General features: G+C 39.3%; 17 protein-coding genes. 9 read left to right on the top strand and 8 right to left on the bottom strand.

Features of this window, described 5'->3' with window-relative positions:
• Nucleotides 1-67: 67 nt before the first annotated feature.
• Nucleotides 68-868 (top strand): FadR/GntR family transcriptional regulator, encoded by an 801-nt coding sequence (locus IQ31_RS12385; RefSeq protein WP_244294475.1) that lies wholly within the window; start codon nt 68-70, stop codon nt 866-868.
• 119 nt (nt 869-987) lie between these two features.
• Here the strand turns inward: IQ31_RS12385 and IQ31_RS27905 are convergent, their stop codons facing one another.
• From IQ31_RS27905 to IQ31_RS27895, 3 genes are read right to left on the bottom strand one after another with little or no spacing between them, the layout of a single operon-like run.
• On the bottom strand, nt 988-1,422 hold the full coding sequence (locus tag IQ31_RS27905) for a hypothetical protein (protein ID WP_244294473.1): 435 nt from the start codon (nt 1,420-1,422) through the stop codon (nt 988-990).
• Nucleotides 1,406-1,618, bottom strand: coding sequence for an alpha-amylase family protein (locus tag IQ31_RS27900; RefSeq protein ID WP_244294472.1), 213 nt, complete (start codon nt 1,616-1,618; stop codon nt 1,406-1,408). The genes IQ31_RS27905 and IQ31_RS27900 overlap by 17 nt, the downstream gene beginning before the upstream one ends.
• A gap of 8 nt (nt 1,619-1,626) precedes the next feature.
• Nucleotides 1,627-2,007 carry an alpha-galactosidase gene (locus tag IQ31_RS27895; protein WP_244294471.1) on the bottom strand — a complete coding sequence of 127 codons (381 nt, stop codon included), beginning with the start codon at nt 2,005-2,007 and terminating at the stop codon, nt 1,627-1,629.
• 229 nt (nt 2,008-2,236) lie between these two features.
• On the opposite strand from IQ31_RS27895, the gene IQ31_RS12375 reads away from it, so the two are divergent.
• Complete coding sequence (locus IQ31_RS12375; RefSeq protein ID WP_145328184.1) at nt 2,237-3,766, top strand: sulfatase family protein; 1,530 nt, start codon at nt 2,237-2,239, stop codon at nt 3,764-3,766.
• Between the two features lie 294 nt (nt 3,767-4,060).
• Complete coding sequence (locus IQ31_RS12370; protein ID WP_145328183.1) at nt 4,061-6,748, top strand: carboxypeptidase-like regulatory domain-containing protein; 2,688 nt, start codon at nt 4,061-4,063, stop codon at nt 6,746-6,748.
• 48 nt (nt 6,749-6,796) lie between these two features.
• Here IQ31_RS12370 and IQ31_RS12365 read toward each other — a convergent pair whose 3' ends face one another.
• The gene (locus IQ31_RS12365) at nt 6,797-7,219 is read right to left on the bottom strand and encodes a hypothetical protein (RefSeq protein WP_244294469.1); all 423 of its coding nucleotides are present in this window, start codon (nt 7,217-7,219) and stop codon (nt 6,797-6,799) included.
• Between the two features lie 618 nt (nt 7,220-7,837).
• Here IQ31_RS12365 and IQ31_RS12360 point away from each other — a divergent pair.
• From IQ31_RS12360 to IQ31_RS12350, 3 genes are all read left to right on the top strand, one after another.
• Nucleotides 7,838-11,020 (top strand): SusC/RagA family TonB-linked outer membrane protein, encoded by a 3,183-nt coding sequence (locus tag IQ31_RS12360; protein ID WP_145328181.1) that lies wholly within the window; start codon nt 7,838-7,840, stop codon nt 11,018-11,020.
• Between the two features lie 135 nt (nt 11,021-11,155).
• Nucleotides 11,156-12,703, top strand: coding sequence for a SusD/RagB family nutrient-binding outer membrane lipoprotein (locus IQ31_RS12355; RefSeq protein ID WP_145328180.1), 1,548 nt, complete (start codon nt 11,156-11,158; stop codon nt 12,701-12,703).
• A 101-nt stretch (nt 12,704-12,804) separates the two neighbouring features.
• Entirely contained in the window at nt 12,805-13,230 is a 426-nt protein-coding gene (locus IQ31_RS12350) for a tetratricopeptide repeat protein (protein ID WP_088160377.1), read from the top strand.
• A gap of 10 nt (nt 13,231-13,240) precedes the next feature.
• On the opposite strand, the gene IQ31_RS12345 is transcribed toward IQ31_RS12350, so the two are convergent.
• Nucleotides 13,241-14,116, bottom strand: coding sequence for a glycerophosphodiester phosphodiesterase family protein (locus tag IQ31_RS12345; RefSeq protein ID WP_145328179.1), 876 nt, complete (start codon nt 14,114-14,116; stop codon nt 13,241-13,243).
• 288 nt (nt 14,117-14,404) lie between these two features.
• Here IQ31_RS12345 and IQ31_RS12340 point away from each other — a divergent pair, with 288 nt between their 5' ends.
• The 3 genes from IQ31_RS12340 to IQ31_RS27885 are packed head-to-tail and all read left to right on the top strand — an operon-like array spanning nt 14,405 to nt 17,917.
• Nucleotides 14,405-16,735, top strand: a complete 2,331-nt coding sequence (locus IQ31_RS12340; protein WP_145328178.1) for a TonB-dependent receptor — start codon at nt 14,405-14,407, stop codon at nt 16,733-16,735.
• 1 nt (nt 16,736) lies between these two features.
• The gene (locus IQ31_RS27890) at nt 16,737-17,306 is read left to right on the top strand and encodes a PepSY-associated TM helix domain-containing protein (RefSeq protein WP_244294468.1); all 570 of its coding nucleotides are present in this window, start codon (nt 16,737-16,739) and stop codon (nt 17,304-17,306) included.
• A complete protein-coding gene (locus IQ31_RS27885; RefSeq protein WP_244294467.1) occupies nt 17,258-17,917 on the top strand; it encodes a PepSY-associated TM helix domain-containing protein in 660 nt (219 codons plus the stop codon). The genes IQ31_RS27890 and IQ31_RS27885 overlap by 49 nt, the downstream gene beginning before the upstream one ends.
• A gap of 339 nt (nt 17,918-18,256) precedes the next feature.
• On the opposite strand, the gene IQ31_RS12330 is transcribed toward IQ31_RS27885, so the two are convergent.
• The 3 genes from IQ31_RS12330 to IQ31_RS12320 all read right to left on the bottom strand — a co-directional run bounded on the left by IQ31_RS12330 (nt 18,257) and on the right by IQ31_RS12320 (nt 23,844).
• On the bottom strand, nt 18,257-19,741 hold the full coding sequence (locus IQ31_RS12330; RefSeq protein WP_088163455.1) for a RagB/SusD family nutrient uptake outer membrane protein: 1,485 nt from the start codon (nt 19,739-19,741) through the stop codon (nt 18,257-18,259).
• Nucleotides 19,742-19,777: 36 nt separating this feature from the next.
• Nucleotides 19,778-22,888 (bottom strand): SusC/RagA family TonB-linked outer membrane protein, encoded by a 3,111-nt coding sequence (locus tag IQ31_RS12325; RefSeq protein ID WP_088160373.1) that lies wholly within the window; start codon nt 22,886-22,888, stop codon nt 19,778-19,780.
• Between the two features lie 230 nt (nt 22,889-23,118).
• Entirely contained in the window at nt 23,119-23,844 is a 726-nt protein-coding gene (locus IQ31_RS12320; RefSeq protein ID WP_075991239.1) for a LytR/AlgR family response regulator transcription factor, read from the bottom strand.
• Nucleotides 23,845-23,891 lie beyond the last annotated feature (47 nt).

Here is a 23,891-nt window from a genome sequence, read left to right as displayed (position 1 = left end):
GTATTAAGTATTACATATATACAAATATATAAATTACTAAATGTAAAAAACAAATTTAAATCAAATTATGTACAACATATTAATCACTTTTATTAATTATCTTTGTCTTAATGCGCCTAATGCGCGATATGTAATATATATGGAACCGAATTCTTCGCTGATAGAACATCTTAATACAATTGATACCTCTTCACTAGTAGACCGTGCTGAAAAAGAAATCATCAATCTTTTTGTCAACCAAGGCTTAAAGGTTGGAGATGCTTTACCTAAGGAAATTGAATTGGCCGAAACCCTTGGTGTAAGTCGTACAGTAGTTCGCGAAGCTATGTTGCGGTTACGTATGGTCGGATTGATCGAATCAAAAAAACATCGTGGGGCCGTTCTAACAAGTCCAGATCTCATAAAACCGCTACGCAAATCACTTTACCCAACCATTATGGAAAACAAGACCTTACAGGATCTTTTTGAAATGCGCATGGTGCTGGAGGTGGGTATGGCGGATATTCTTTTTGAACATATACAGGAAAAAGACATTGAGGAGCTGGAAGCGATCGTTGCCAAGGAACCTATAAATGCAGATAATACAATTTTCGACATTGAAACTGAAGTAGCCTTTCACGGTAAGCTTTATGAAATCACTGGAAATACGATTCTCAAAGATTTCCAGAACATGCTGTTACCTGTTTTTCAATATGTCCATAGCAGCGGCTTACTGACTAGTCCCAGTTCATCGAAAAGCTTTATTTCACACCGAGGCCTAGTTGATATATTGAAGGTCGGCAATGCCGAGGTTTTTCGAAATGCCATGCGCAAACATCTTGACAATCATTATCAGCGACTCTTTTTATATAAGAAATCTATTGGATAATCTGTTTAACATGATTGATTTACAACACTATAAAAAAGCCCAATCATATGATTGGGCTTTTTCTTTAAAGCATCTCCACTTAATCCTTTTACTTGGTTATCGTACAATTTGACACTTTGTTATTCAGACAGCAACAGTACAATGATTCCATGCGGAGGAAGAATGAATTTTGTATTCTGACCAAGGTTTCCTTCATCGCGATGAAGCCATAAATCTCTGACGCGATTTTTTGGAGACAAATTCAGCGCTTTAATATCCAGTTTAAACATCGTTTCTTTGTCCGACCGATTAAGAATTGCAAATGCTTTATGCTTTGGATCTGCCAGATCTTTTTTCCAGACTTCTACCTCACCCGCTTTATGAACGACTTGTGCTTGTTTAAAAGCCTTATCCTGATTCAGAGCTATGAGCTCTTTGTTAGTCAATATAGAAAGTGTCTGTTTCGAGATTTTCCGAAGGTCGTTTCCAGCCATCAAAGGTGAATTCAACATACACCACATCGAGAAATGCGTTTTATCCTCTTCATGAGTCATTCCATTACCCACTTGAAGCATATCCAATATCATTATAATGCCCCGGAGAGCTATAGGGATAAAGATTACGATTGAGATCAATAATATGCAACACTGAAGCAAAATTTGGTTGTATATCTTGCGAGATACGCCAAGAATCGACCTGTTTAATGGCCCAGTCACCCGGGAATTGCCAGCGGCAAAGGTTAAAGCCTACATCTAGGCGAACAGCCTTCACTGCCGTTATTATTTTTGTATATTGTTCGCGATTTTTCCACCTTCCGAATACAATCCCGCTTTTAATCCCTTAGAATGAATATAATCGGATAGGGCCCGCATTCCACCGGGAAATTTTGAACGGTCTTCGTAAAGTTTTCCCGCTTGGTCACGCCCCCCGAAATACCCGTCATCCACATTGACATAACTGTATCCCGCATCGTGCAAGCCAGTCGCGACCATGGCATCTGCCTGCTCCCGAATCAACTTTTCATCAATATGGATCCGAAAGCTATTCCAGCTGCTCCAACCCATTATTGGTGGTTTTGCCTCTTGACACAACCCTTTTAGACTCCAAGCGCCTACTAAAGCCCCCAAAAGTATACCCTTAAATAACAACTTAAATCCCATAATTGTAGTATAAAAAAAGATCTGATCTATCCTTTGTTTTCATTTTAATCTGCATCAAAAATACATAGAGACAATGATATGAAAAAGTAAATTCAATCACTTAATTATTTTATGTAATACATAATAATCCTTATCTTAGTCAGCGTTATCACCATCGTGAAATTTACACTATTTTCAAATAGCATAGCTTAAAAAAGCTTGATACATTCAATTTAAACCAAAAAACACAATGAAACTCAGCATCTTTTTATTTGCCGTAATCGCAACACTTCTCTATAAAAATGCTTCTGCACAAAAAAAGCCTAATATCATCATCATTATTTCCGATGATCATGCCTATCAAGCAATCGGAGCCTATGGTTCGAAATATGGGAAAACACCACAGATAGACCGCATCGCTGCTCAGGGTGCCCTATTTAAAAATGCCTTCGTCAACAATTCGATCTGCGGACCATCCCGAGCGACATTATTAACGGGTAAATACAGCCATAAAAATGGATTCAAAGACAATGAAACTTCTGAATTCGACTTTAGTCAGGATCTTTTTGTGAAACAGCTCCAAAACGTAGGTTACAATACCGCTTGGGTGGGTAAAATTCACTTAGGAGACAAACTGCAGGGTTTCAACTATTATGATATTCTTGTTGGACAGGGGACTTATTTTAATCCAGATTTTATCAGCAAAGAGGGCCGCAAACGCACTGAAGGGTATGTATCCGATATCGTAACCGAAAAAGCTATTGATTGGCTCGATACGGTAGACGCTGATAAGCCATTTTGTCTAGTCATCGGTCATAAAGCCACACACCGTACCTGGATGCCAGATCCAAAGGACTTCGGCAGCTACGATACTGTAAATTTCACCTTACCCACTACTTTCTACGACAATTACCAAAGTAGACCTGCAGCCGCATTGCAGGAAATGTCCATTGACAAGGACATGAAAATGGGCTACGATCTCAAAATGTTCAATTCGTTGGAAGACATGATGGCCGACGGTAACTTCAAGCGGATGAACCAAGCTCAAAAGGATAGCTATATCACCTATTATCGGCCCATTTATGAACAACTAAAGCAAGGTAATTTGACGGGCAAGCAACTTGCAGAATGGAAGTTCAGACGTTATATGATTGATTATCTCAATACTGCCCAATCTATGGACCGCAATATAGGGAAAGTACTAGATTATCTGGATCAAAAATCACTCAGTGAAAATACAATTGTAATCTATCTTTCAGACCAAGGTTTTTATATGGGTGAGCATGGTTGGTTCGACAAACGTTGGATGTATGAGGAATCTTTTCGTACCCCAATGGTCATGCGGTACCCAGCCCTATTACGCGCAAAATCGACCATAAACGCCAAAATTGTCAACGCTGATATCGCTCCCACGTTATTGGAGTTAGCTGCTATCAAAAAACCGAAAGACATGCAAGGTGAATCTTTTGTACATGTCCTGAAAAATAACAAAGAGGAACATCGAAAAGAGCTGTTCTATCATTATTTTGAAAATGGAGAACATGCCGTGAGCCCCCATTTTGGTGTTCGTGATGACCGTTATAAATTGATCCGCTATTATAAACGAATCGAAAATTGGGAACTCTTTGACCTTCAAAAGGATCCCAGTGAACTCCATAATGTTTACAAGGATCCTACCTATCAAAGCGTCGTCAAACTGATGAAAAAGAAACTGATCACACAAATGCGCCAATTTGATGACAAAGAAGCAGAAGCTATTTACAAAATCAACATCGACTAATTATGCCATCAGGGTATCCGATTTATTGGATACCCTTTTTTTATTGCTATACGTTTCTTCGAAATGTTTATTGAAATGCTGCCTATATAGTTAAGTCCAATAGCTCATTGTAAATAGGTTGTTTTGCAGACACATAATCTTAAAAAAATTGCAATAAATAGAATCCGCAATCGATTGTCTTATAAATAAATTTTCATTTATAGTATAATTTTCATTTCTTTAATATAGTATTAAAATGATTTACATAAAATCATTTTAATCACCAATATAGCCAAGACATGCGTACTTAATTTTATGAAAATTTACTTATTTTTAATTTTATTACTCACCACAAATATAGTTCTAGGTCAATCGAAGGGCAAAGTTCTTGGGACTGTATTTTCTCAAAATGCGGAACCATTAGAAAAAGCAACTGTAACGATTCTCAATTCAAAAGACTCTTCCGTAGTTTCCTACCTCCTTACTGACACAAAAGGTAAATTTGAATTTGTTAAAATTCCCACAGGGACCGCATTAACGCTTTTTATTTCACATGTCAATGCAAATCCTTTTCGTAAGGAATTTACTATACCTAACGGAGAAAATTATGATTTCGCTCACTTAAAGCTCGACTCGAAAAGCCTCGAAGAAGTAGTCGTCAATATTGTTCCCCCCGTACGGATGAATAAAGATACGTTAGAATATAACACCAACTTCTTCAAAACTCGTCCCAACGCCAACGTAGAGGAATTGCTCAAAGAACTACCTGGTCTTCAGGTTAATATGGATGGCTCTATTTACTATCAAGGGAAAGAGGTTTCCAAAGTAAAAGTAAACGACAAGGATTTCTTTTCGAGTGACGTACGTATAGCCACACGAAATTTGGATGCTTCTCTTATCAAAACAGTACAGGTGTACCGTGATAAGGGCGAAACAAAAAAAGAGAACGAAGACGAAGATAAACTGCCGATCACGATTAACCTAAAATTTAAGAAAGATTTTCTCAAGGCCAGTTTTGGAAAACTTTATGGTAGTGCGGGTACACGCAGCAGGTATGAGGCCGGTGGTTTATTCAATACATTTAAAGACACACTACAGCTAAGTATCCTAGGTTTCGGAAATAACATTAACCGCCAAAGTTTTGATTACAATGAATTGAACCAAGAAGCTGGACTTGGACGTGCCGAAAACTATGGATTTGATAATTTTGGAGGTAGGAACTATTCGGGTAAGGCCAACGATATTGGCTTGGGCTTTAATCTCAACAATGACTGGGGAAAGAAGACCAAGTTGAACATCATGTACATGCTGAAATATAATAAAGCCGAAAATCAACATACCGGCAATCAAATCTCTTTATACGATCAGGAAAAACAATATTCAACATCCGATTACCAGCAACAGGAGAAATCTGTAGGACATAATCTCAAAACCCTCCTCCGACATCGTATGGATACAACAGCCTATTTTGAATTTACACCGAATTTGGGTATCAATTCAAAAAACAATTCAACCTTCGGAATGAACCGCTCCTATACGGATCTCAAAAAACTAAATGACGCAACAGGTACGGGCGGAAATAAGGAAAATACCCTGAACTATTCACATGGATTCTATATCGAAAAACAACTCAATAAAAACCACATCGTATCTTTTAGAAATACCATTTCCATCAATACAAATGAAAAAACCGACACCTCTTTTCAAAATACCTTTATATATGATACAGCTAAGCCGCGGACTAGTTTATGGTATAAAAACCGAACACAAAATAATTCCAACAACCTATATTTCAGTGCAGCCTATTATAATAAAATAATTAAAAAACTAAACTTTGACTACTACTTTACCTATGTCACTAACCGCCAAGGGCCACAGGAAAGTGTATATATCAATCGCGACAGCACTGGAGAAATGCATGCAGCTCCTTATGAAAATAGCTATCGTTACAAATACCAGGATTATATTACCGGTATTATAGTTTACTGGAGACCCACCAAAGATTTTAACGTAAAGTTTGGAACAGCCTATCAAGTAAAGGTAAATCATTTTGATTTACTTAAAATCAACTCTGCCGAGAAATCATCTTTAGGCTACTGGTTGCCTAATATTAATATACGTTATAAAGATCTAAACCTCGGCTGGTATAAAGATCTCGAGTCTCCCGAGCTCTATGGAATTCAGCAGCTCGTCATGGATCTAAATCCATTGTATACACGAAAGACATCCTTTATATTCAACAATATCGAAAAACAGAATGTCAGTATATCATACTATAAGTATACCTCGAAATTGCAGTTTAATGTAAATGGAAATATCAATTATGTCAATAACAGCATCGGGTCCCGTAGTTGGCGAAACAACAATACAGGACAAATGACCACCCAGATGTTTCTCGCTGGATCAAAATATAACTATAGTACCTATACTTACCTGAGATACAACCTAAAAGCCAGCAAAAATTGGTCATTCTATCTATCGCAAAACAACAGTATCTATACCTATGAAAATTATAGTTCCATCAATGATGTTGATAATAAAGGGACCAATATAGGGATCAATGCCAGCCAACAATTTTCCGCGACGTGGAAAAACCTAGTGACGATATCACCACAGTATACCTATTCTTGGAACAAGAACATAAATTCGGTAAAAGATAACCCCGACTTTATTGAATCAACTTATTCAATCCGTAAAATTGGTGCAGGATTGAATATTAATCCAATCCACGGATTTTCGCTAGAATCAACATACTCCTTAGATAACCGGGCCAGCGGATTGAGCGGCAGAAAAAACTACCATATATTAAATGCGTCAGTCTATTATACCTTTAAAAATAATTCACAGCTAAAATTGACCGGCTTTGATATATTGAATCAGAATACCCAAAATTATTGGGGCAGTCAAGGCAACGTAACATATTTTGGGAATTCACTTACATTGAAACAATATTTTATGTTGGGCTATGTCCATAAATTTAATATTATAAAAACAAAGAAATAGATCCGGTAAAGAGCTGAACCTTGCTTATAGCAACAACAAAAATGATTATTACAATCTTTCAATATTCGATATCCTACTTTTCATTTCTTCAAGTTCGGCACGCGATAAACGTTGCTTTTCCGAATAGCTATCTGCATGTTGCTCGCGCAATTTGCGTAGACCCTTTCGGCTATCCGCTTCATAATCGTTTAGGTCAAAGGTAACAGAGTCGGTCGTTAAATTCGCGATACGATAAAGCGTACGCATTGTTTTTCCATCTTTTGTATAGGAAACCTCATACACATCACCAACCTTTGGATCTTTCAAGTATTTTTCCTTCTTTTTTGCACCGTAAATTCCTGCTATAACAATAGCAGATACAAAAAGCCCAATCAGAACTAAGCCCGCAAAATATCCAAAAGGTGTTTTACGGATAGCTCCCGAAGATATGGCCTGAAGTGTTTGTGGGTTGATTTCACGTTGGTAACTCAACTTTTTGCAATGATTACAAATGGTAATGACCTCCGAACTATAGGGAAATATGGGTATCCAAAAAACATGGAAATATTTAATTTGCCTGTAGACAAAAAGGGATTGAACTGTGCCACAATAATCGCAGTTTCCGATTGCCGATTGCGATTTATTAGCTAAAACTTTTGTTCTTGTACCAAAAATAATCATCGTGTTAACGTTTTAATTTACCATCATGGAGACACAAGAACATTGCCCTTTCTTATTCGAAAATACGAGGATTTACAATCCGTGCGTTGTCGCTTACGATTCGCACCTACCAATCAATATTCTGACAGGCAACATATTGCAAAGAAAACAAGAAGGTGTTCCGAAAAGAAAAAAAACTTGATGTCCCAGCTACTCCTCACCTATAAAAACCGCATCTTATCATTCTGACTCAAAAATTACAAAAAACAAAAAAACAAAGTATAGTTATCAGGTAGATTTTATATATTTGCATTAACATTTTTTAACACATGAAACAGCATACAGATAATATCCTTAAAAAACGAATGTCCTAAGGGGATGTTTTTACAGGTAAATTTCAAATATCTCCTATAACTCAACTCAAACAATAAACTCACTATTATAATTAGTATGGCAAAAAACAACATAAATTTTGTCGTAATGGCCGCGCTTTGTCTTAGTACTGGTGCACTATACGCACAAACCACTATAAAAGGAAAGGTAGTCGACAACAATAATAATCCTATTCAAGGGGCTACAGTTACCGAAACAAACAGTAAAAAACAGGTTCAAACAGATGTAAATGGACTATTTGAGTTCCCTTCGACCGGAAGCTCACTTAACATCAGCATTCAATATATTGGCTTTGAAACTAAGACTGTTCAAACCAATACTACAGGTTTCACCACGGTTCAACTTCTGCCAACGACTTCTCAACTGGACGAAGTTGTTGTGACGGCCTTAGGTATTTCACGTGAGAAAAAATCACTGGGTTATGCCGTACAGGAGGTCAAATCTGTTGAACTTCAAACGCGGCCTACCAATGCCCTCAGTGCGTTGTCTGGAAAAGTTGCAGGACTTCAAGTAACGACCTCAGGCGGAAACATGGGTGGATCTTCCCATGTTTTGCTTAGAGGTATTAACTCAATCGCGGGAAACAATCAACCTCTATATGTCATTGATGGTACGCCTATTGATAATACCGATTTAAACTCTTCTTCTACTATCAACGGAAGTGCCGGTAAAGATGTTGGTAACATGATACAAGATATCAACCCCGATGATATTGACAACATTTCGGTATTAAAAGGGCCATCTGCTGCTGCTCTTTATGGTTCTAGGGCGGCCAATGGGGTTATACTGATTACGACCAAACGTGCATCAAAGGGTGAAAAAGTAGATATTTCCTTAAATACCGGAGTTGATTTTGAAAATATTGTTCGATTACCCAAAAGACAACATCTCTATGGTCAAGGGTATTCTACAAGCTTCCAGACCCAAAATATCAATGGAACAGACTACAAAATAGTCGATTATGCCGCAGATGAAAGCTGGGGACCAAAACTCGACGGCACGCCAGTACTTCAATGGTATAATCTGAACCCTGAAGATGAGGCCAACTATTTAAATCCGTCTCCGTGGATTTATCCCAAAAATGATGTTAGTTATTTCTTTCGGACAGGTGTATCCAACACCAACAATTTTGCCATAGCTGGCAATAGCGGAAATACAAATTATCGCTTTTCCTACACGAATAAAAATGTAACAGGAACAACACCCAACTCCAGTTTGGGCCGTAATACCTTTAACTTCTCTGGGGGTACACAATTAGGTAAACTGAAGATTAATTCGAATTTTAACTATATCCGTAATGCATCAGTAGGCCGTCCATGGACTGGTGCTTCCAATAGAAATATTATCCTTGAAGCATTCCAATGGGGAGCTGTACAAGTCGATTACAAAATATTGGAAAACTACAAACGTGAAGACGGAACTCCGTTAGCCTGGAACCGAACGGGATGGCAAAATACGCCTGCCGCCGAGGCGACCCGTTTTATTGATAATCCCTATTGGTCCGCCTATGAGTCGTACATGGAGGACAATAGAGATCGTTTCTACGGTAATATCGGTTTACAATATGACTTAAACAATTGGCTAACTTTAGGGGCTAAAGTACATGGAGATATTTATTCATTCCAGTCCCAAGATCGAATTGCGGTTTATTCACGAAGCACTTCTCAATACGAGGAAGCCAACAATAAACTAAATGAATACAACTACGAGTTTTTGGCTACCGCCAAGAAAAACTGGGATAAATTCTCCCTTATCGGGAACATAGGCGCCAATCTTCGTGACCAACAGCGAAAGCAAGACTATGCGATTACACAGGGCGGTTTGATTATTCCTAATTACTACAATCTAAAAAATGCCAATGCAGTTAAAATTGACAACTTCCGATACCATAGACGCATTGCATCAATCTATGGTAGCTTCTCTTTGGGATACAACGATTTTCTGTATTTAGATGGAACGGTACGTAATGACTGGTCATCTACATTGCCGACCAACAACAATTCATTTATATATCCGTCCCTAACAGGTAGTTTTGTTTTTAGCCAACTGGAAGCATTTAAAAAATTGGATTGGCTTAGTTTTGGTAAAATCCGCTTGGGATGGGCTCAAGTCGGAAATGATACAGATCCTTATCAATTGTATAAAGTCTACGAACCCGAGCAATCCTTTGACGGACAAGCGTCCTATGGGCTTCCAAGCACTAAACCAAATGCTAATCTAAAACCTGAAATTACCAGCTCTTGGGAGACAGGCCTAAATCTACAACTATTCAAAAATCGACTAGGATTTGATATAACCTATTACAACAACAATTCGAGGAATCAAATCCTGCCAGTCCCTGTTTCTTCATCATTCGGGTATGCCGGAAAAGTATTCAATGCTGGAAAAATCAATAACAAAGGAATTGAAGTCGTCTTAAATGGTACCCCTATCAAACACGAAAATTTCACTTGGGATGCGACAATCAACTGGGCTAAGAATAAAAACAAAGTCATTAAATTGGATGATCAGGTCAACACTTTGAGCTTAAGCAATTCCTTGGTCGAGCTCGTTGCGCGTGAAGGAGAATCCTATGGCCAATTTTTGGGTTACGACTTTGTCTATGCTCCGGACGGACAACGCGTTGTCCAGGCAGATGGCACCTACATGAAAACATCACAGTTGGTTCCTTTAGGGTCAGTACTGCCCGATTTTACCTTCGGTATCCAAAATACCTTCCGTTACAAAAACTTTAGTCTAGGCTTTTTAGTCTCGGGTCGAGTGGGTGGAAAATTCTTCTCACAAACCTATAAAGTTGGTATGTATTCTGGTATTTTGGATAAGACAGCTGCAAATAATATTCGTGAAACGGGTGTCGTCCTGGATGGAGTTAAGGGAGATGTTGCATTCCATAGTGATGGTTCGTACGATGTGAGTAACATCCAACAGAATACCACTAATATTACTGCACAACAATGGGCGCGCAATGAATATAATGGTCCGACAACATTTTCAATCTTCGATGCAACATATGTTAAATTAAGGGAAGTTACTCTGGGTTACAATTTCAAATTGACTAATCCCAAAATTATCAAAAACATTGGCGTGAATGTATACGGACGTAATCTTTGGAACATTTATACCAAGAGTAAGTATATTGATCCAGAGTTCACATCCAGCGGTGGAAATGTTCAGGGTATTGAAGGTGGAAATATACCTCTTCCGGTTACTTATGGTTTTAATGTTAATCTTAAATTCTAGAAGATGAAACTCATCATGATTTACCCCATAATGTTAGACCGGATAAATCTGATCGTTCATCAGCTTTAAAAGATAACCCAAGTGCAACAGATTCATCGATAATCAGAACAAGCACTTATAAATAAATATACACAGATGAAAATATCAAACATACTACATACTTCATTCATCGGCCTATCGCTTATTGCTACTTCGTGCTCCAAATCCACATTTAGCGATATCAATACAGACCCAAATCGACCTGCTTCTGTTACAACGCCAACGATTCTAGTGACCGCCGAAAAACAGCTAGTCAATGCGTTACGAAGTGAAGAAGTAAGCCTACGAGGTGCTCAATTATTTGCACAGTATTTCAGTCAGAACATTTATACGGACCAATCTCGTTATCAAATACCAACAAGCTATTCAGACAACTATTGGACTGCGACCTATAAATCGCTTAATAATTTAAATGAAATTATTAAGCTTAATACCAATGAAACCACCAAAGCGATTGCCGCAGCGGGAACAGCTGGTACAAATACCAATCAGATTGCGATAGCAAGAATACTCAAGGCCTACGCTTTTCAATCGCTAACAGATGTTTTTGGTGATATTCCCTATGAATCCTATGGCAATAAAGATGCAGATTTTGAAGCGCTACAGCAGGATCCGGATAACCTAACGCCAAAATATGCAAGTCAAGAGAAAATCTACAAAGACATTCTCAATGAATTACAGCAGGCAGCTGATACATTAGCAAAGCATCCAACAGCCACGACTTTCGGAACAGCTGATATTATTTATAAAGGATCAAATAGTAGCTGGGCAAAATTCGCCAATTCGTTACGTCTACGTGTTGCGAATCGGATCAAAGGCAAAGATGCCGCTTTGGCAACGACACATATCGCCGATGCCATCAAAAAAGGTGTATTCACCTCCAACAATGATAATGCGGTATTTAAATACTCCAAAACATCACCAAATGAAGCACCATTGTTTAGAGCAACGGTAACTGCCAATCGAAAAGACTTTGCAATTTCTAATGTGATTATTGAGACTTTACAGGGCAGTCGTGGCCCCTTTAAAATTGCAGATCCACGTCTATCAAAATTTGCTAAACCGACAAGCTCAGGAAATGTTTACTACGGCCAACCCTATGGTCTCCCCCTAGCAGCGGGCAATCTATTTCCTGTAGACAAAATATCACTACCGAGTGACATTATCAATGCTGCAGATTACGGGGAAGTACTTGTAGAATATGCGGAAGTTGCTTTCATTTTAGCTGAAAACAACAACTGGGATCAATCTAATTACGAAAAGGGTGTTCGGGCTTCTCTTGAAAAATGGTCTGTGCCTTCTGATGAGGTAGCAACCTATCTGAGTAAACTTCCTGCTGCGAATAAGGAAAATGTGCTTTCTCAAAAGTACTTAGCACTTTTCAACCAAAGTATCGAATCTTGGTCCGAAATCAGAAGAACAGGGTATCCGTTATTCCTAATCAAGAAAGGTGATATTACATGGACCGGAACAGTAGAAGGCAAACCTGTTACATATACGTTCACTCCTGAGGTAGGAAACACAATCCCAAGCCGTTTGGTGTACCCATTAAAAGAACAAAGTACCAATAAGACGAATTATCAAAGTGCACTTTCACGACAAGGAGACGATGTGATAAGCACCAAATTATGGTGGAATAAATAAACTTAGTTATTTCAATCAGCTCACACCTGAGGCTTAGGCTTCAGGTGTTTTTTATTATTATATTTCTTATCTTCGTATAGCACTCTAAAGAATAAAATGTTATGGACGATCAAACATTAGACAGAATAGACCAACTTAGCGAGGAAGGAAACATCCAATGTGATGAAGGCAACTACCAGTCGGCGATCCGGGTGTGGACCGAAGCACTTGATTTAGTCCCTAGTCCACAACATGTTCATGCGGAAAGTCTTTGGCTCGAAGCTTCCATAGGAGATGCCTTTTTCTTACTGGACGATTTTGACAATGCCCTCTCTCATTTTGAAAAGGCAAAACAAAACATTATCGAAAATGCCTACGAAAACCCCTTTATCATGCTGCGCTTAGGACAGTGCTATTTGGAAGACAATAATAGCGAGTCTGCCCAGGAATATCTTCTTCGCGCCTATATGATGGAAGGAAGAGACATTTTCGAAGATGAATCGCCTAAGTATCTTAAATTTTTAGATGACAATATCGATTTGGATTGATCATAATCCGTTAAAACGAATCGATTACTTCACCGACTTCCATAGGGAGATCCGACTCAAGAACGGAGGCTCCTTCCGCAAATATGGCCCTATACTTTTCGGCGCGTTCTGTCTTTGTCTGCAACTTATCGTAGGTAGACGCCGCTGAAATCATGCACATCACACCTTTGTTGTTGAAGAATTGATACATCGCCTGATTGGAATCCTTTAGTTCTGGCCCAATATAGACAATCATACGGTCGTAGGGTAATCCAGAAGATTTAAATTTTTCCAATGCAGCCTGATCTTTAATATGCATGGACATATACTGTTCTCGATTCTGCGCCAAATAAAACGCTGCCTGTTCAGTATTATGTACCGTAACCCATACCCAACTGTAGGCATTGTATTTTTTTAGTATTGCTGCTGTGGCCGCCAATGGTAAGTCTTTTTTATCTAAGTTGAGGATGGTTTTACCCTTTGCCCATTGAATGACTTCATCAAGTGTGTTAATACCATACCGGGTAATATTTCCAGCCTGATCCTTTAATTTCAGCTTATGCAGTTCATCCCAGGTATAGTCAGATACTTTTCCTTTTCCATTTGTGGTTCTATCCAATGTCGCATCGTGCATCAAAATAGCAACACTATCCTTGGTGTAACGCGGATCGATTTCAAAAATAGCCGGTGTTTTTCGTAATACGGCTTCAAATGCCGCAATCGAATTTTCAGGAAGTCCAGCCTCCATCGTTCCCCGATGACCACTTACAATTTTTTTATCTTTAGCATAGGTAAAATAATCACGCATCGCCTTTGGAGAAGCAAACTCAAGTGAATGGATTTTTTGTCCGACGACTACTGAATACGACGAAACAAAAAGAAAAAAAGCAAAAAATGTTCTACTCATTAATTTATAATTACGTTCAAATATATAAGCTTGAGCCACAAAAAATAACATCCTAAATTAATCAACCAAGATCAATAAATCGTTAACAAAACATTCAATTCATATCAACCACCAATCCACGTATAAACATAACCTTAAGGAATCAAGCTTTTACTGCAATATCAAATTCTCCTGAAAATCACTGTATACCATCTCTAAAAATTAAAAAAAATATAATATAGCTGTTGGCACAACTATAAAATAAACTATATTTGCGCATTAATTTATATTTGATCTAAATAAATTACCATGAAAAACAGAACACGATATATGATGTTCAGCAGTGGAATTCTTTTGCTTTTAAGTGCTCAGCTACATGCACAAGAATTATCCCTTATCGTAAAAGACAGAGACAATAAACCATTAAGCCAAGCGAATATCAAAGTTGACGGAAAAAGCGTCGGCTATTCTAATCAACTTGGACAATTCATTTTTGCCAAAAGACCTTCGAATAATCCGATTCAATTGCGGGTATCATATACAGGCTTTTCAACGGTTGAAAAAATGGTCAATTTAGATACCGTTCAACGTCCATTGTCAGTTCAGCTTAATTCTACCCAAGTGTTAGATGAGATTATCGTAACAGCAGGACGTAAGCCGGAAAGCATCTCCACTGTCCCTTCTTCAGTAACGATCTTGACCACAAAAGAAATTGAGGCCCAAAGCCAAATCAGCACCAATCTTTCAACAATTTTAGGGAATACTGTCCCCGGTCTTGGAACATCGACCAATAAAGCGACAAACTCCGGACAAACACTTCGTGGGAGATCTGTGCTTGTTTTGATCGACGGTATTCCACAATCAACGCCTTTGATGAATGGACAACGTGATCTTCGGACCATTGACCCGAGTGTCATCGAACGGGTTGAGGTTATCAAAGGTGCTACATCTATCTATGGAAATGGCTCCGCAGGCGGTATTATCAACTACATTACACGCAATCCATCGAAAGACGCAGCTCCGATACAAGGGATCACAAGTGTTAGAACTACTTTCAATCCAGTTCATAGCGCCGGTACCATGGGCTATCACATAGGACAAACTTTATACGGACAAAAAAATAAATGGAATTATACCGTCAGTGGATCCGCCGATTACGTTGGTCTGCAACGCGATGGTGACGGGGTTCCCCTCGGTCAGACAGACGGTCTTTCGAACACCTATCAATACAATGCGTTTCTAAAAGTCGGGTACCGTATCGATAGCAGTTCCAATATTACGGCAGTATACAACTTCTACCGAAGTAACCAACACAACAGATACATCAGCCAAACAGGTGTATATGGTCAAACGCCAACGATAGGCGTGAAAGGCGAAGATCCAGGTAAACCTGCTGGAACTCCATATAACCACAATGCCATGTTGACCTATACTAAAAGTAATCTATTCGCGTCGACATCTTTAACTGCTTCTGCATACTACAATACATTTCGATCCATGAACCGTTATGTCGAGAAAGCTTCTGCATGGTATGGTCCAGGACAAACACAAATCAATTCGGAGAAAAAAGGCTTACGCGTTAACTTAAACACACCTTTTCAGGTATTGGGTTCAAATGCAGATATCACCTATGGTGTAGATTTACTAAATGATGTAACAGATCAAAATCTGACCGACGGCAGGGTCTATATTCCCTATATGAACATGTTAAACGTTGCTCCATACGCCCAGGTAAAAATTGATTTCCTAGAAAACTTAATCTTTAAAGGCGGTGTACGTTATGAAAATGCAACAGTCAAAATAAAGGATTTCAATACCATTGCTACAGGGCCCAACAACGAAGGAAGTATTGCCGTAAAAGGAGGTAATATCCCCTACAAAGGAGCGACCTTCAATGCAGGTTTGCGTTACAACAAATTCGCGATCTTTAATCCCTTCGTAAGTTTCTCACAAGGTTTCGCAATCAATGAACTCGGCCGTATTGTACGTCGGGCAACAGATAATGATTTAGATAGCCTAAAAACCGACCCTATTATCACTAATAATTACGAAATCGGATTCTCAAGCAATTACAGCATTTTCCAGCTATCAGCATCTTATTACTACAGTACTTCCAAAATGGGCGTTGAACTGGTGGACATTGGTGGTTACCTGATGCCACAACGCCTTCCAGAAGATGTGTATGGGTACGAAATTGCATTGAGCGCTAATATTTCGCCTCAATTGACCATCGGCGGAACCTATGCCTATGTGGAAGGAAAGTCAAAAAAAGAAGATGGATCAAAATCCTACCTCAATGGCTCACGTATCTCGCCAGACAAAGCAACGGGATACATCTACTATACTCCGATAAAACCCTTAACCTTTCAGCTCTTTTGGGTGCATACCGGATCACGTGATCGCTTTCTTCCAAACGATAAAGGCGTATACAAAAACAGCGAAGGCCCCGTTAAGACTGTTGACCTATTTAACTTAAATGGAAATTACCAAGTAAACAAACAATGGTCTATCGGCATGGGGGTAGAGAACTTATTCAATAAAAACTATTACCCTGTTGTCAGTCAATATCGTGCCTTAAATGAAGAATACGTCAAAGGACAAGGTATGCTGGCCTCATTTAACATCAACTACAAATTCTAATATGTTTAAAACCGTCATTCTTTGGTTGCATAAATGGCTCGGAATCATCACCGGAGTTGTGGTATTCATCCTAAGCCTGACGGGCAGCATATACACCTTTCAGGATGAGCTCAAGCTCTGGGCTTATCCTGAAAAATATTTTATCTCCGATACAACCAACCACTCAAAAACTCCGCTACCTTTAAGCGCACTTCTTTACAGCGCACAGAAAAGCCTCGAAAAAAATCAAAAAATCACGCGGGTTGATCTCTATCCTTCGAAGAATCGTACCTGGGTATTTCGTGCCATAAAAACGGACGAAAAAGCATTTGGCCATTGGAATTATTACCGCTATTACAAACGCGTTTTCATCAATCCATATACTGGTCAAGTACAGCAAGTAGAAAATTCAAAAACAGAATTCTTTCAACTGGTGCTTCAGCTTCACCTAAACCTCCTCTTGGGCAAGCAATATGGCCATCCTATCGTCGCCTGGTCAACGGCCATTTTTGTCCTTATCTTACTTAGTGGCATTGTTCTTTGGTGGCCAAAAAATGGAAGGGCAAGAATCTTAAGCGCAGTTTTTGGTTAGATACCAAAGTAAAATGGAAGCGACTGAACCACGACCTCCACAATGTCATCGGATTTTACAGTTTATTTATCGGATTGATTTTTGCCATTACGGGCCTCGCTTTTGCTTTTCCGGATTTCAAAAAGACCTATATCGCAACATTCAATTTATTGCAGTCGCCAACAGCTTCTTCCACACACAGCTCCCCTATCCCCTTGCCTCCTGTGGAAAAGAAATTTCAGGACAATGCGCTACGGTATGCCTTGACAAATTATCCGGATGCTGAAATGATGTCGATCCGACTAAAAAAAGAAACCGAAACAGCGATGGATATACAGGTGAGACATCATGAAAAACGAAGCGGTGTATTTGATTGGCTTTATTATAATAAAGAAGACAGCAGTCTTACGGCAGTCAAATCCAGCAACGAATTGCAGTATGGGGATAAGCTCGGTGCACTTAACTATGATATTCATACCGGTGGCATCGGTGGACTCACAACAAAAATTATCGCTTGCCTAGCTAGTCTCTTTTGTGCTTCCTTGCCCATCACAGGATATATCATCTGGATGAACAAAAGCAAAAAGAAGAAAAAGAAAGGTTATCAACATAATGTTAATAAGTACTGTTAATAACTGCATTTTTCTTTTAAACAGGTTTTCAACAGCGTTATTAACATAATGTGGAAAACTAACCCTTACCCTATTTACCGACACCATCTCTTGTGCAATTTATAGGAATGCGATACACCATCTGAAAAAACAACATACAAGACAAAAAGACGACAGTCTTTAAACCGAGAAGATCCCAACGCTAAGCCGCGCAAACAGGGCAACACTAAAAAAAGGAAGCATTCTTCAACAAAAGGAAGCAAAGCACACAGCCAAAAAAGAAAGTCGCGTGAGAAAAAAAGAAAATCCGATACACAGAAGTGCACCGGATCTCTTCAATAACAAACCAACAAAAACATACTAAAGATTCGGATTTCGCACCGTCTCTTCGTATGGTATAGCAAACAAATAATAAGGACTGTTTTCTACAAAATTAGAACCATCAGGAAATTTAATAATCCGGTGCCCTTGACCATTAACCAGCTTAGGCTTACCGTCTGCACCCACAATTTCTACTTGAATAGGTTTTCCCTCAGCATCAAGATAGGATTTACGCACAACCTTTCCCTGAGTCCGAAGAATATCCGACAAAGCAAATCCTTCACCCCAAAGTTCCTTGCGTCTTTCAACAAGAATGGCAGCAATTAATTGTCCATTATCATTTCCTGAAAACAGCTTAGCGTTTCTAGCCGTCCGTAATTTATTCAGCGCTGCTACCGCTTTATCGTTTTCACCAGCTCTTGCATAACCTTCAGCCGCAATCAAAACCATTTCAGAAGCACGCATGTATACAATATCTCCAATTAAATTGGACTTAAACTTAAACTTCTTATACCGTAGGAAACCTTCCCGACCAGGTAAATTATCCCATTCAAATAAAGCGTAACGCACATCACTGGTATCGAATAAATCTTTAAAATAAGGATCGGCCATAAAACTATAGTAATAAGATCCAGCTGACGACACATCCAAATAATGAAATGTATAACTTGCCACATTTTGCTCGTTAGTCTGCTGATGTCCCCAAATCCACTCGCTATTTCCAAGATCATTAAAACCTGCCTGATAATCTGACGGAGTCATTAAATTATACTTCTGAGCTGCTTTTTCAGCATATTCAGCGGCTAGCTTCCATTCGCCTACCTGCAAATAGGTTCTCGCAAGCAGACCATACACGACATCCGCATTGATTTCGTATTTATCCGCTCTACTAGCAGAAGCCAACAAGCTTTCACTGTCTTTGAGATCTTTCAAGATAAGTTCATACACTTCTTCCTGTGTTGACCTTGATTTTCCTTCAGTCGACAATGTACTGGGTTCGGTATAGATCGGAACAGACTTGGCATTTTTATCTTTCAGATAACTGAACTGGTAAAAAGTCGCCAGGTTTAGATAAGAAAACGCGCGCAATGCTTTCGCTCTTCCCTTCAATACATTCTTGGTTTCGACAGATCCCTCAGCTCCATCCACTTTCGCGATCACATTATTCATATTATCGATCACTTTATACAGCATTATCCAAAAAGAATTAACGCGATTAGAACGATTGTTTGTTAATTCGGTAAATGCATACGCATCGCGATAACCATATTTGGTCGTCACCGCAACATCACTTCCCATTGCATCACTTGTACGCATTACCGCCGTATAACCTGGATTGGCATAAGTAAAATAGGTATCATTTAAATACCTCCAGGTACCATTGATCACCGTAGCAACATTGTCGGTATTTTTAAACACTTCACCTTCCGGCACAGAAGTGGTCGGATCCAACTCAAGCGCATCCTTACATGATGCATTCACTAGAGAGAGCGCCAATATGATATATATAATTTTTAGTTTCATGATTTTCATTTAAATTCTCAGATTAACAATAAGGCATTAAAAAACAAGCTGAATACCACCAGAGATTGTTCGCATTGCCGGATAGCGAAAATAGGTCGCCCCATTCACCGTCTGTTCTGGATCCATTCCTTGATGACCATAAAATGTCAATAGATTTTCGGCAGTTGCAAAGACACGAAGTTTTTCTACACCTATCCGCTTCAATAAATCCGAAGGTAATCTATAGCCCAAACTCACATTTTTAAGGCGTGCATAAGTGCCACTGTAAAGAAAACGTGTGGACGAAGAAGTCCAATTCAAGTTATCTGTTGTCAATTTAGGCACATCGGTCTGCGTATGCTCAGGCGTCCAGCGCTCGAGGATCTCCTTGGACCAAGCACGTCCCGGATTATTACCGCTATGCATAAGCTGAATATAATCGTTATCTAATATCTGTCCACCCAAACTAAAACTCAACAAAGCAGACAAATCAAAATTTTTGTAAGTGAAACTGTTTTGAATCCCACCGACAAGATCTGGCAATGAAGTCCCGGCAATAAAATTACCGGCCTTACTGTATTCCGAAGTTTTTTCACCTGTTTTATTACCGTCCTTATCAGCGGTATACCATTGAGGCAGACCGTTATCTGGATTTACTCCAGCCCATTCCGGCAGATAAAAATCATAGATACTTCCGCCTACACGCAAAAGCTTATTCCCCGTAATGATCGGTTTGTTATCTTTTGGCAAAGCTGTAATCTTGTTTTTGTAATGCGAAAGATTGACGTCTAAATTCCATTTAAAATTTTCATTTCGAACCGGGACAGTACGAATATCCACGTCGATACCGGTATTTTTCAGCGCTCCAATATTTGCATCATAGCCCGTATAGCCTGTTGAATAAGCCATCGGCATGGTGAACAGCAAATCCTTACTCCGACGGTTAAAGTACTCCACACTCAATGAAACCCGGTTTTCAAATGCAGATACATCGACACCTACGTTCAAATTGAGGTTCGACTCCCATTTTAGATCTGGTGTAGCCAACCTACCGGTATACGTTCCGCCTTTACCCAAACTATTTGCAATGGTATAAAGTCCTTTATAAGCATAATAGGTACCTAAATTATCGTTTCCTTGTCCACCATAACTTGCTCTTACCGTCAGCTGATCAATCGTTGTGTTATCCTTCAAAAATTCTTCCTGTTTCAGCTTCCAAGATCCACCCACAGACCAGAATGTTCCCCAACGTTTTGCTGGCGAAAAGCGCGACGAACCATCAGTACGTAACGAAGTCGATAAATAATATTTGTTATCATAATTATACTCCGCTCTTCCCAAGAAACTCAATAGCCTATACCCAGCACTTGATCCCGTGAAGTTATTGAGTTGTGATGCCGCAGCAGGTTCATCAAAGTAAGGGAGCACAAATTGCTGTCTGCTACCGTTGATATTGCTACTATTAAAATCATAGTATTCCTGACCGGCCAATACATTGAGGTAATGTAAGCCAAACTGCTTCTCATAAGTCAATAAATTGTTCCAGGTCTGCGCTACGGTACGCACATTTGAACGATAAACATACCCGCCCGTATTCACACCGTCTCCCAACAAAGGATTGGTATAGTCGTGTGTATTCCCGTTGATATAATCAACATTATATGTCGACTTAAATTTTAAATTTTTGGAAAACAACACTTCCAGATAAGTCCGGGCAGATAGATTTTCCCGACGGATATCATTTCTGTCCAAAGGAAGAGAAGCAGCTAAATTATTACGTGGTGTTGCACCACTTGGACGATATTCTCCAAAATCGTAAATCTTATTTCCGGCTCCATCAAGCACAAATGAACCATCCGCATTGCGCTCATAGTATGGATAAAAAGATGGCACCAGTCTCGTAAAATTTATAATGTTTGCCGTATTGCTGTCCTCAGACTGCGGATATTTTTGTTGTGTACTGCTACCACCTATATTGAGACCGACATTTAACCAGGATTTCACTTTGCTGTCAAGATTTGCGCGCAGGTTGTACCTTTTAAATCCAGATTCAATCGCTATCCCCTGATCGTTCAGATAACCACCCGAAATATAATAGGTGCTTTTGGCACTACCACCACTAAACCCTAGATCTGCTTGTGTACGCACTCCCGTACGTTGCAATACGTCGGTCCATGGATCATCCCATAGTGTCTTAGCTCCGGCAACCAACTTACCATCTACTCCGACCGGCTGCGGGTATTGACTGCCATACGGATTGATATTTAAATCTGTCAATACGGTCTTACTTGCGTTGGACGCCGCTTGCTCTGCTGTAAGGCCATTTGACAGGTTTTTGTTTCTCAAAGCTTCCCAATAGAGCTGAAAATATTCATCGGTCGATACCTGGTCATAGTCACGAACTGCACGGGTTGAATAGCCCTGTGTAAAATTGAGATTAATCTTGGTGTTGTCGGAAGACACACCAGACTTAGTAGTAATAATAATCACACCATTCGCCCCTCTGGATCCGTAAAGTGCACTTGATGCTGCATCTTTTAAAACAGAGATAGACTGAATGTCATTCGGATTGATGGAGTTAATATCCCCGGCATAAGGACTACCATCCAACACGATCAGAGGTGAACTGGAGGCATTAATGGAGCCGATACCCCTAATACGGATGGCTGCTTCAGTACCTGGCTGTCCCGAGGACGCTACGGACTGTAAGCCCGGTACCTGTCCCTCCAGGGCCTTCGTAATATTTGATACCTGTCTATTTTCAATAGCTTTGCTGCTCACCGTACTGACCGACCCCGTTATGTTTGTACGTTTGGCAGTACCGTAAGCCACCACCACCACTTCTTCCAGATCTGTACTGGAGGGTTTCAAGGACAATGTTAAGTTTGTACTTGTTGCTTTTAGCTGTTGAGATTCATAACCTACAAAGGAAAATTCCAATACAGGTAATACGTCACCTGTGACATTGATTGTAAACTCTCCTTTTGAATTCGTTAAGGTTCCTTGATTTTGCCCCGAAATGCGAACATTTACTCCAGGAAGTAGGTGACCGGTTTTGGCATCAACAACTTTTCCTTGTATAGCCCGCTGCTGAGCATACAACCTGTTCATATTGACACCTGATAATGCTATCGCAGCAATAGGAATGTATTTAAGTTTTGCGTACATCGTAAGAATGCTTTACTAAATAAGTTAAGTGTGATTAAATACAAAAAACACAGTGGCTCCTTGCATTCCAATAAAATCTACTGAATAAGTAGTTTTTATTGGAACGCAAATATATAACAAAATCTATTGAATTAATAGATTTTGTTTCGCTAAAACACAAAACACTATAAATAAAGTACTTAAAATTAAAAACTAAGCTTATAAAAGTCATTTAGTAAGCTAACTTACTATTATTGATCAAGCCATTTTTGAAACTTCGGAGATCGTTCCTCACTAACAATGACTACAATTCCCGCTGGAGTTGAGGGCATTAACGCTAATTTGATTCTATTTCGACTAATTTTTAACATGGATTGAATCGCATCTATTCGAACAAGAAATTTACGATTGATCTGGAAAAAAACTGTTGGATCTACCTGTGTAACGAGATGAGTGATGGTATCTTCAATAATATATGCAATTCCAGATCCTTTTTCTACAGCATACAACTCTTTGTCTTCTGCCATAAAATAAGCAATATCAGCAATGGCCAGCGACTTTAAAAAATTACCATATTTCACTAAAAAACGCTGTTTGAGCCGAGGTTCTACTTTAGGTAGTAGCGGTTCGATACGTTTCATGACCTCAGTCAACTCGTCGCTGTCGAAAGGTTTTAACAAATAGGCATACCCTCTATTTTGGAAGGCCTCCAAGGCATATTGTTCGTAAGCCGTCGTAAAAATAAGCGGCACATCGATAGATACCTGCTTAAAAATTTCAAAGCTCAGCCCATCCATCAGGTGGATATCCATAAAAATCAGATCGAATTGATTTCTATTGATTGTCACCACCGCTTCCTGAACCTCTTTTGCATTGGTAAAGGTCAGTTCACTTTCTCCATAGCGCGCAGTCAACATCTCCTTTAAGCCTACAAAAGCCCAGTCTTCGTCTTCGACAATCAGTATTTTCCATCCCATGGGTTGAATGTAATAAAAAATCCATTTCCTAAAAAGAAAATGGATTA

Source organism: Sphingobacterium siyangense (genome assembly GCF_007830445.1).
Taxonomy (GTDB): Bacteria; Bacteroidota; Bacteroidia; order Sphingobacteriales; family Sphingobacteriaceae; genus Sphingobacterium; species Sphingobacterium siyangense.
Note: the sequence above shows the minus strand (reverse complement) of the source record. Positions and strands in the feature narration are given on the sequence as shown.

What these genes read in the sequence shown, in the direction of transcription:
- IQ31_RS12385 (WP_244294475.1), top strand. Translation starts at nt 68, where the DNA reads ATGTACAACATATTAATCACTTTTATTAATTATCTTTGTCTTAATGCG.
- IQ31_RS27905 (WP_244294473.1), bottom strand. Translation starts at nt 1,422, where the DNA reads ATGCTTCAAGTGGGTAATGGAATGACTCATGAAGAGGATAAAACGCAT.
- IQ31_RS27895 (WP_244294471.1), bottom strand. Translation starts at nt 2,007, where the DNA reads ATGGGATTTAAGTTGTTATTTAAGGGTATACTTTTGGGGGCTTTAGTA.
- IQ31_RS12375 (WP_145328184.1), top strand. Translation starts at nt 2,237, where the DNA reads ATGAAACTCAGCATCTTTTTATTTGCCGTAATCGCAACACTTCTCTAT.
- IQ31_RS12370 (WP_145328183.1), top strand. Translation starts at nt 4,061, where the DNA reads ATGAAAATTTACTTATTTTTAATTTTATTACTCACCACAAATATAGTT.
- IQ31_RS12360 (WP_145328181.1), top strand. Translation starts at nt 7,838, where the DNA reads ATGGCAAAAAACAACATAAATTTTGTCGTAATGGCCGCGCTTTGTCTT.
- IQ31_RS12355 (WP_145328180.1), top strand. Translation starts at nt 11,156, where the DNA reads ATGAAAATATCAAACATACTACATACTTCATTCATCGGCCTATCGCTT.
- IQ31_RS12350 (WP_088160377.1), top strand. Translation starts at nt 12,805, where the DNA reads ATGGACGATCAAACATTAGACAGAATAGACCAACTTAGCGAGGAAGGA.
- IQ31_RS12345 (WP_145328179.1), bottom strand. Translation starts at nt 14,116, where the DNA reads ATGAGTAGAACATTTTTTGCTTTTTTTCTTTTTGTTTCGTCGTATTCA.
- IQ31_RS12340 (WP_145328178.1), top strand. Translation starts at nt 14,405, where the DNA reads ATGAAAAACAGAACACGATATATGATGTTCAGCAGTGGAATTCTTTTG.
- IQ31_RS27890 (WP_244294468.1), top strand. Translation starts at nt 16,737, where the DNA reads ATGTTTAAAACCGTCATTCTTTGGTTGCATAAATGGCTCGGAATCATC.
- IQ31_RS12330 (WP_088163455.1), bottom strand. Translation starts at nt 19,741, where the DNA reads ATGAAACTAAAAATTATATATATCATATTGGCGCTCTCTCTAGTGAAT.
- IQ31_RS12325 (WP_088160373.1), bottom strand. Translation starts at nt 22,888, where the DNA reads ATGTACGCAAAACTTAAATACATTCCTATTGCTGCGATAGCATTATCA.
- IQ31_RS12320 (WP_075991239.1), bottom strand. Translation starts at nt 23,844, where the DNA reads ATGGGATGGAAAATACTGATTGTCGAAGACGAAGACTGGGCTTTTGTA.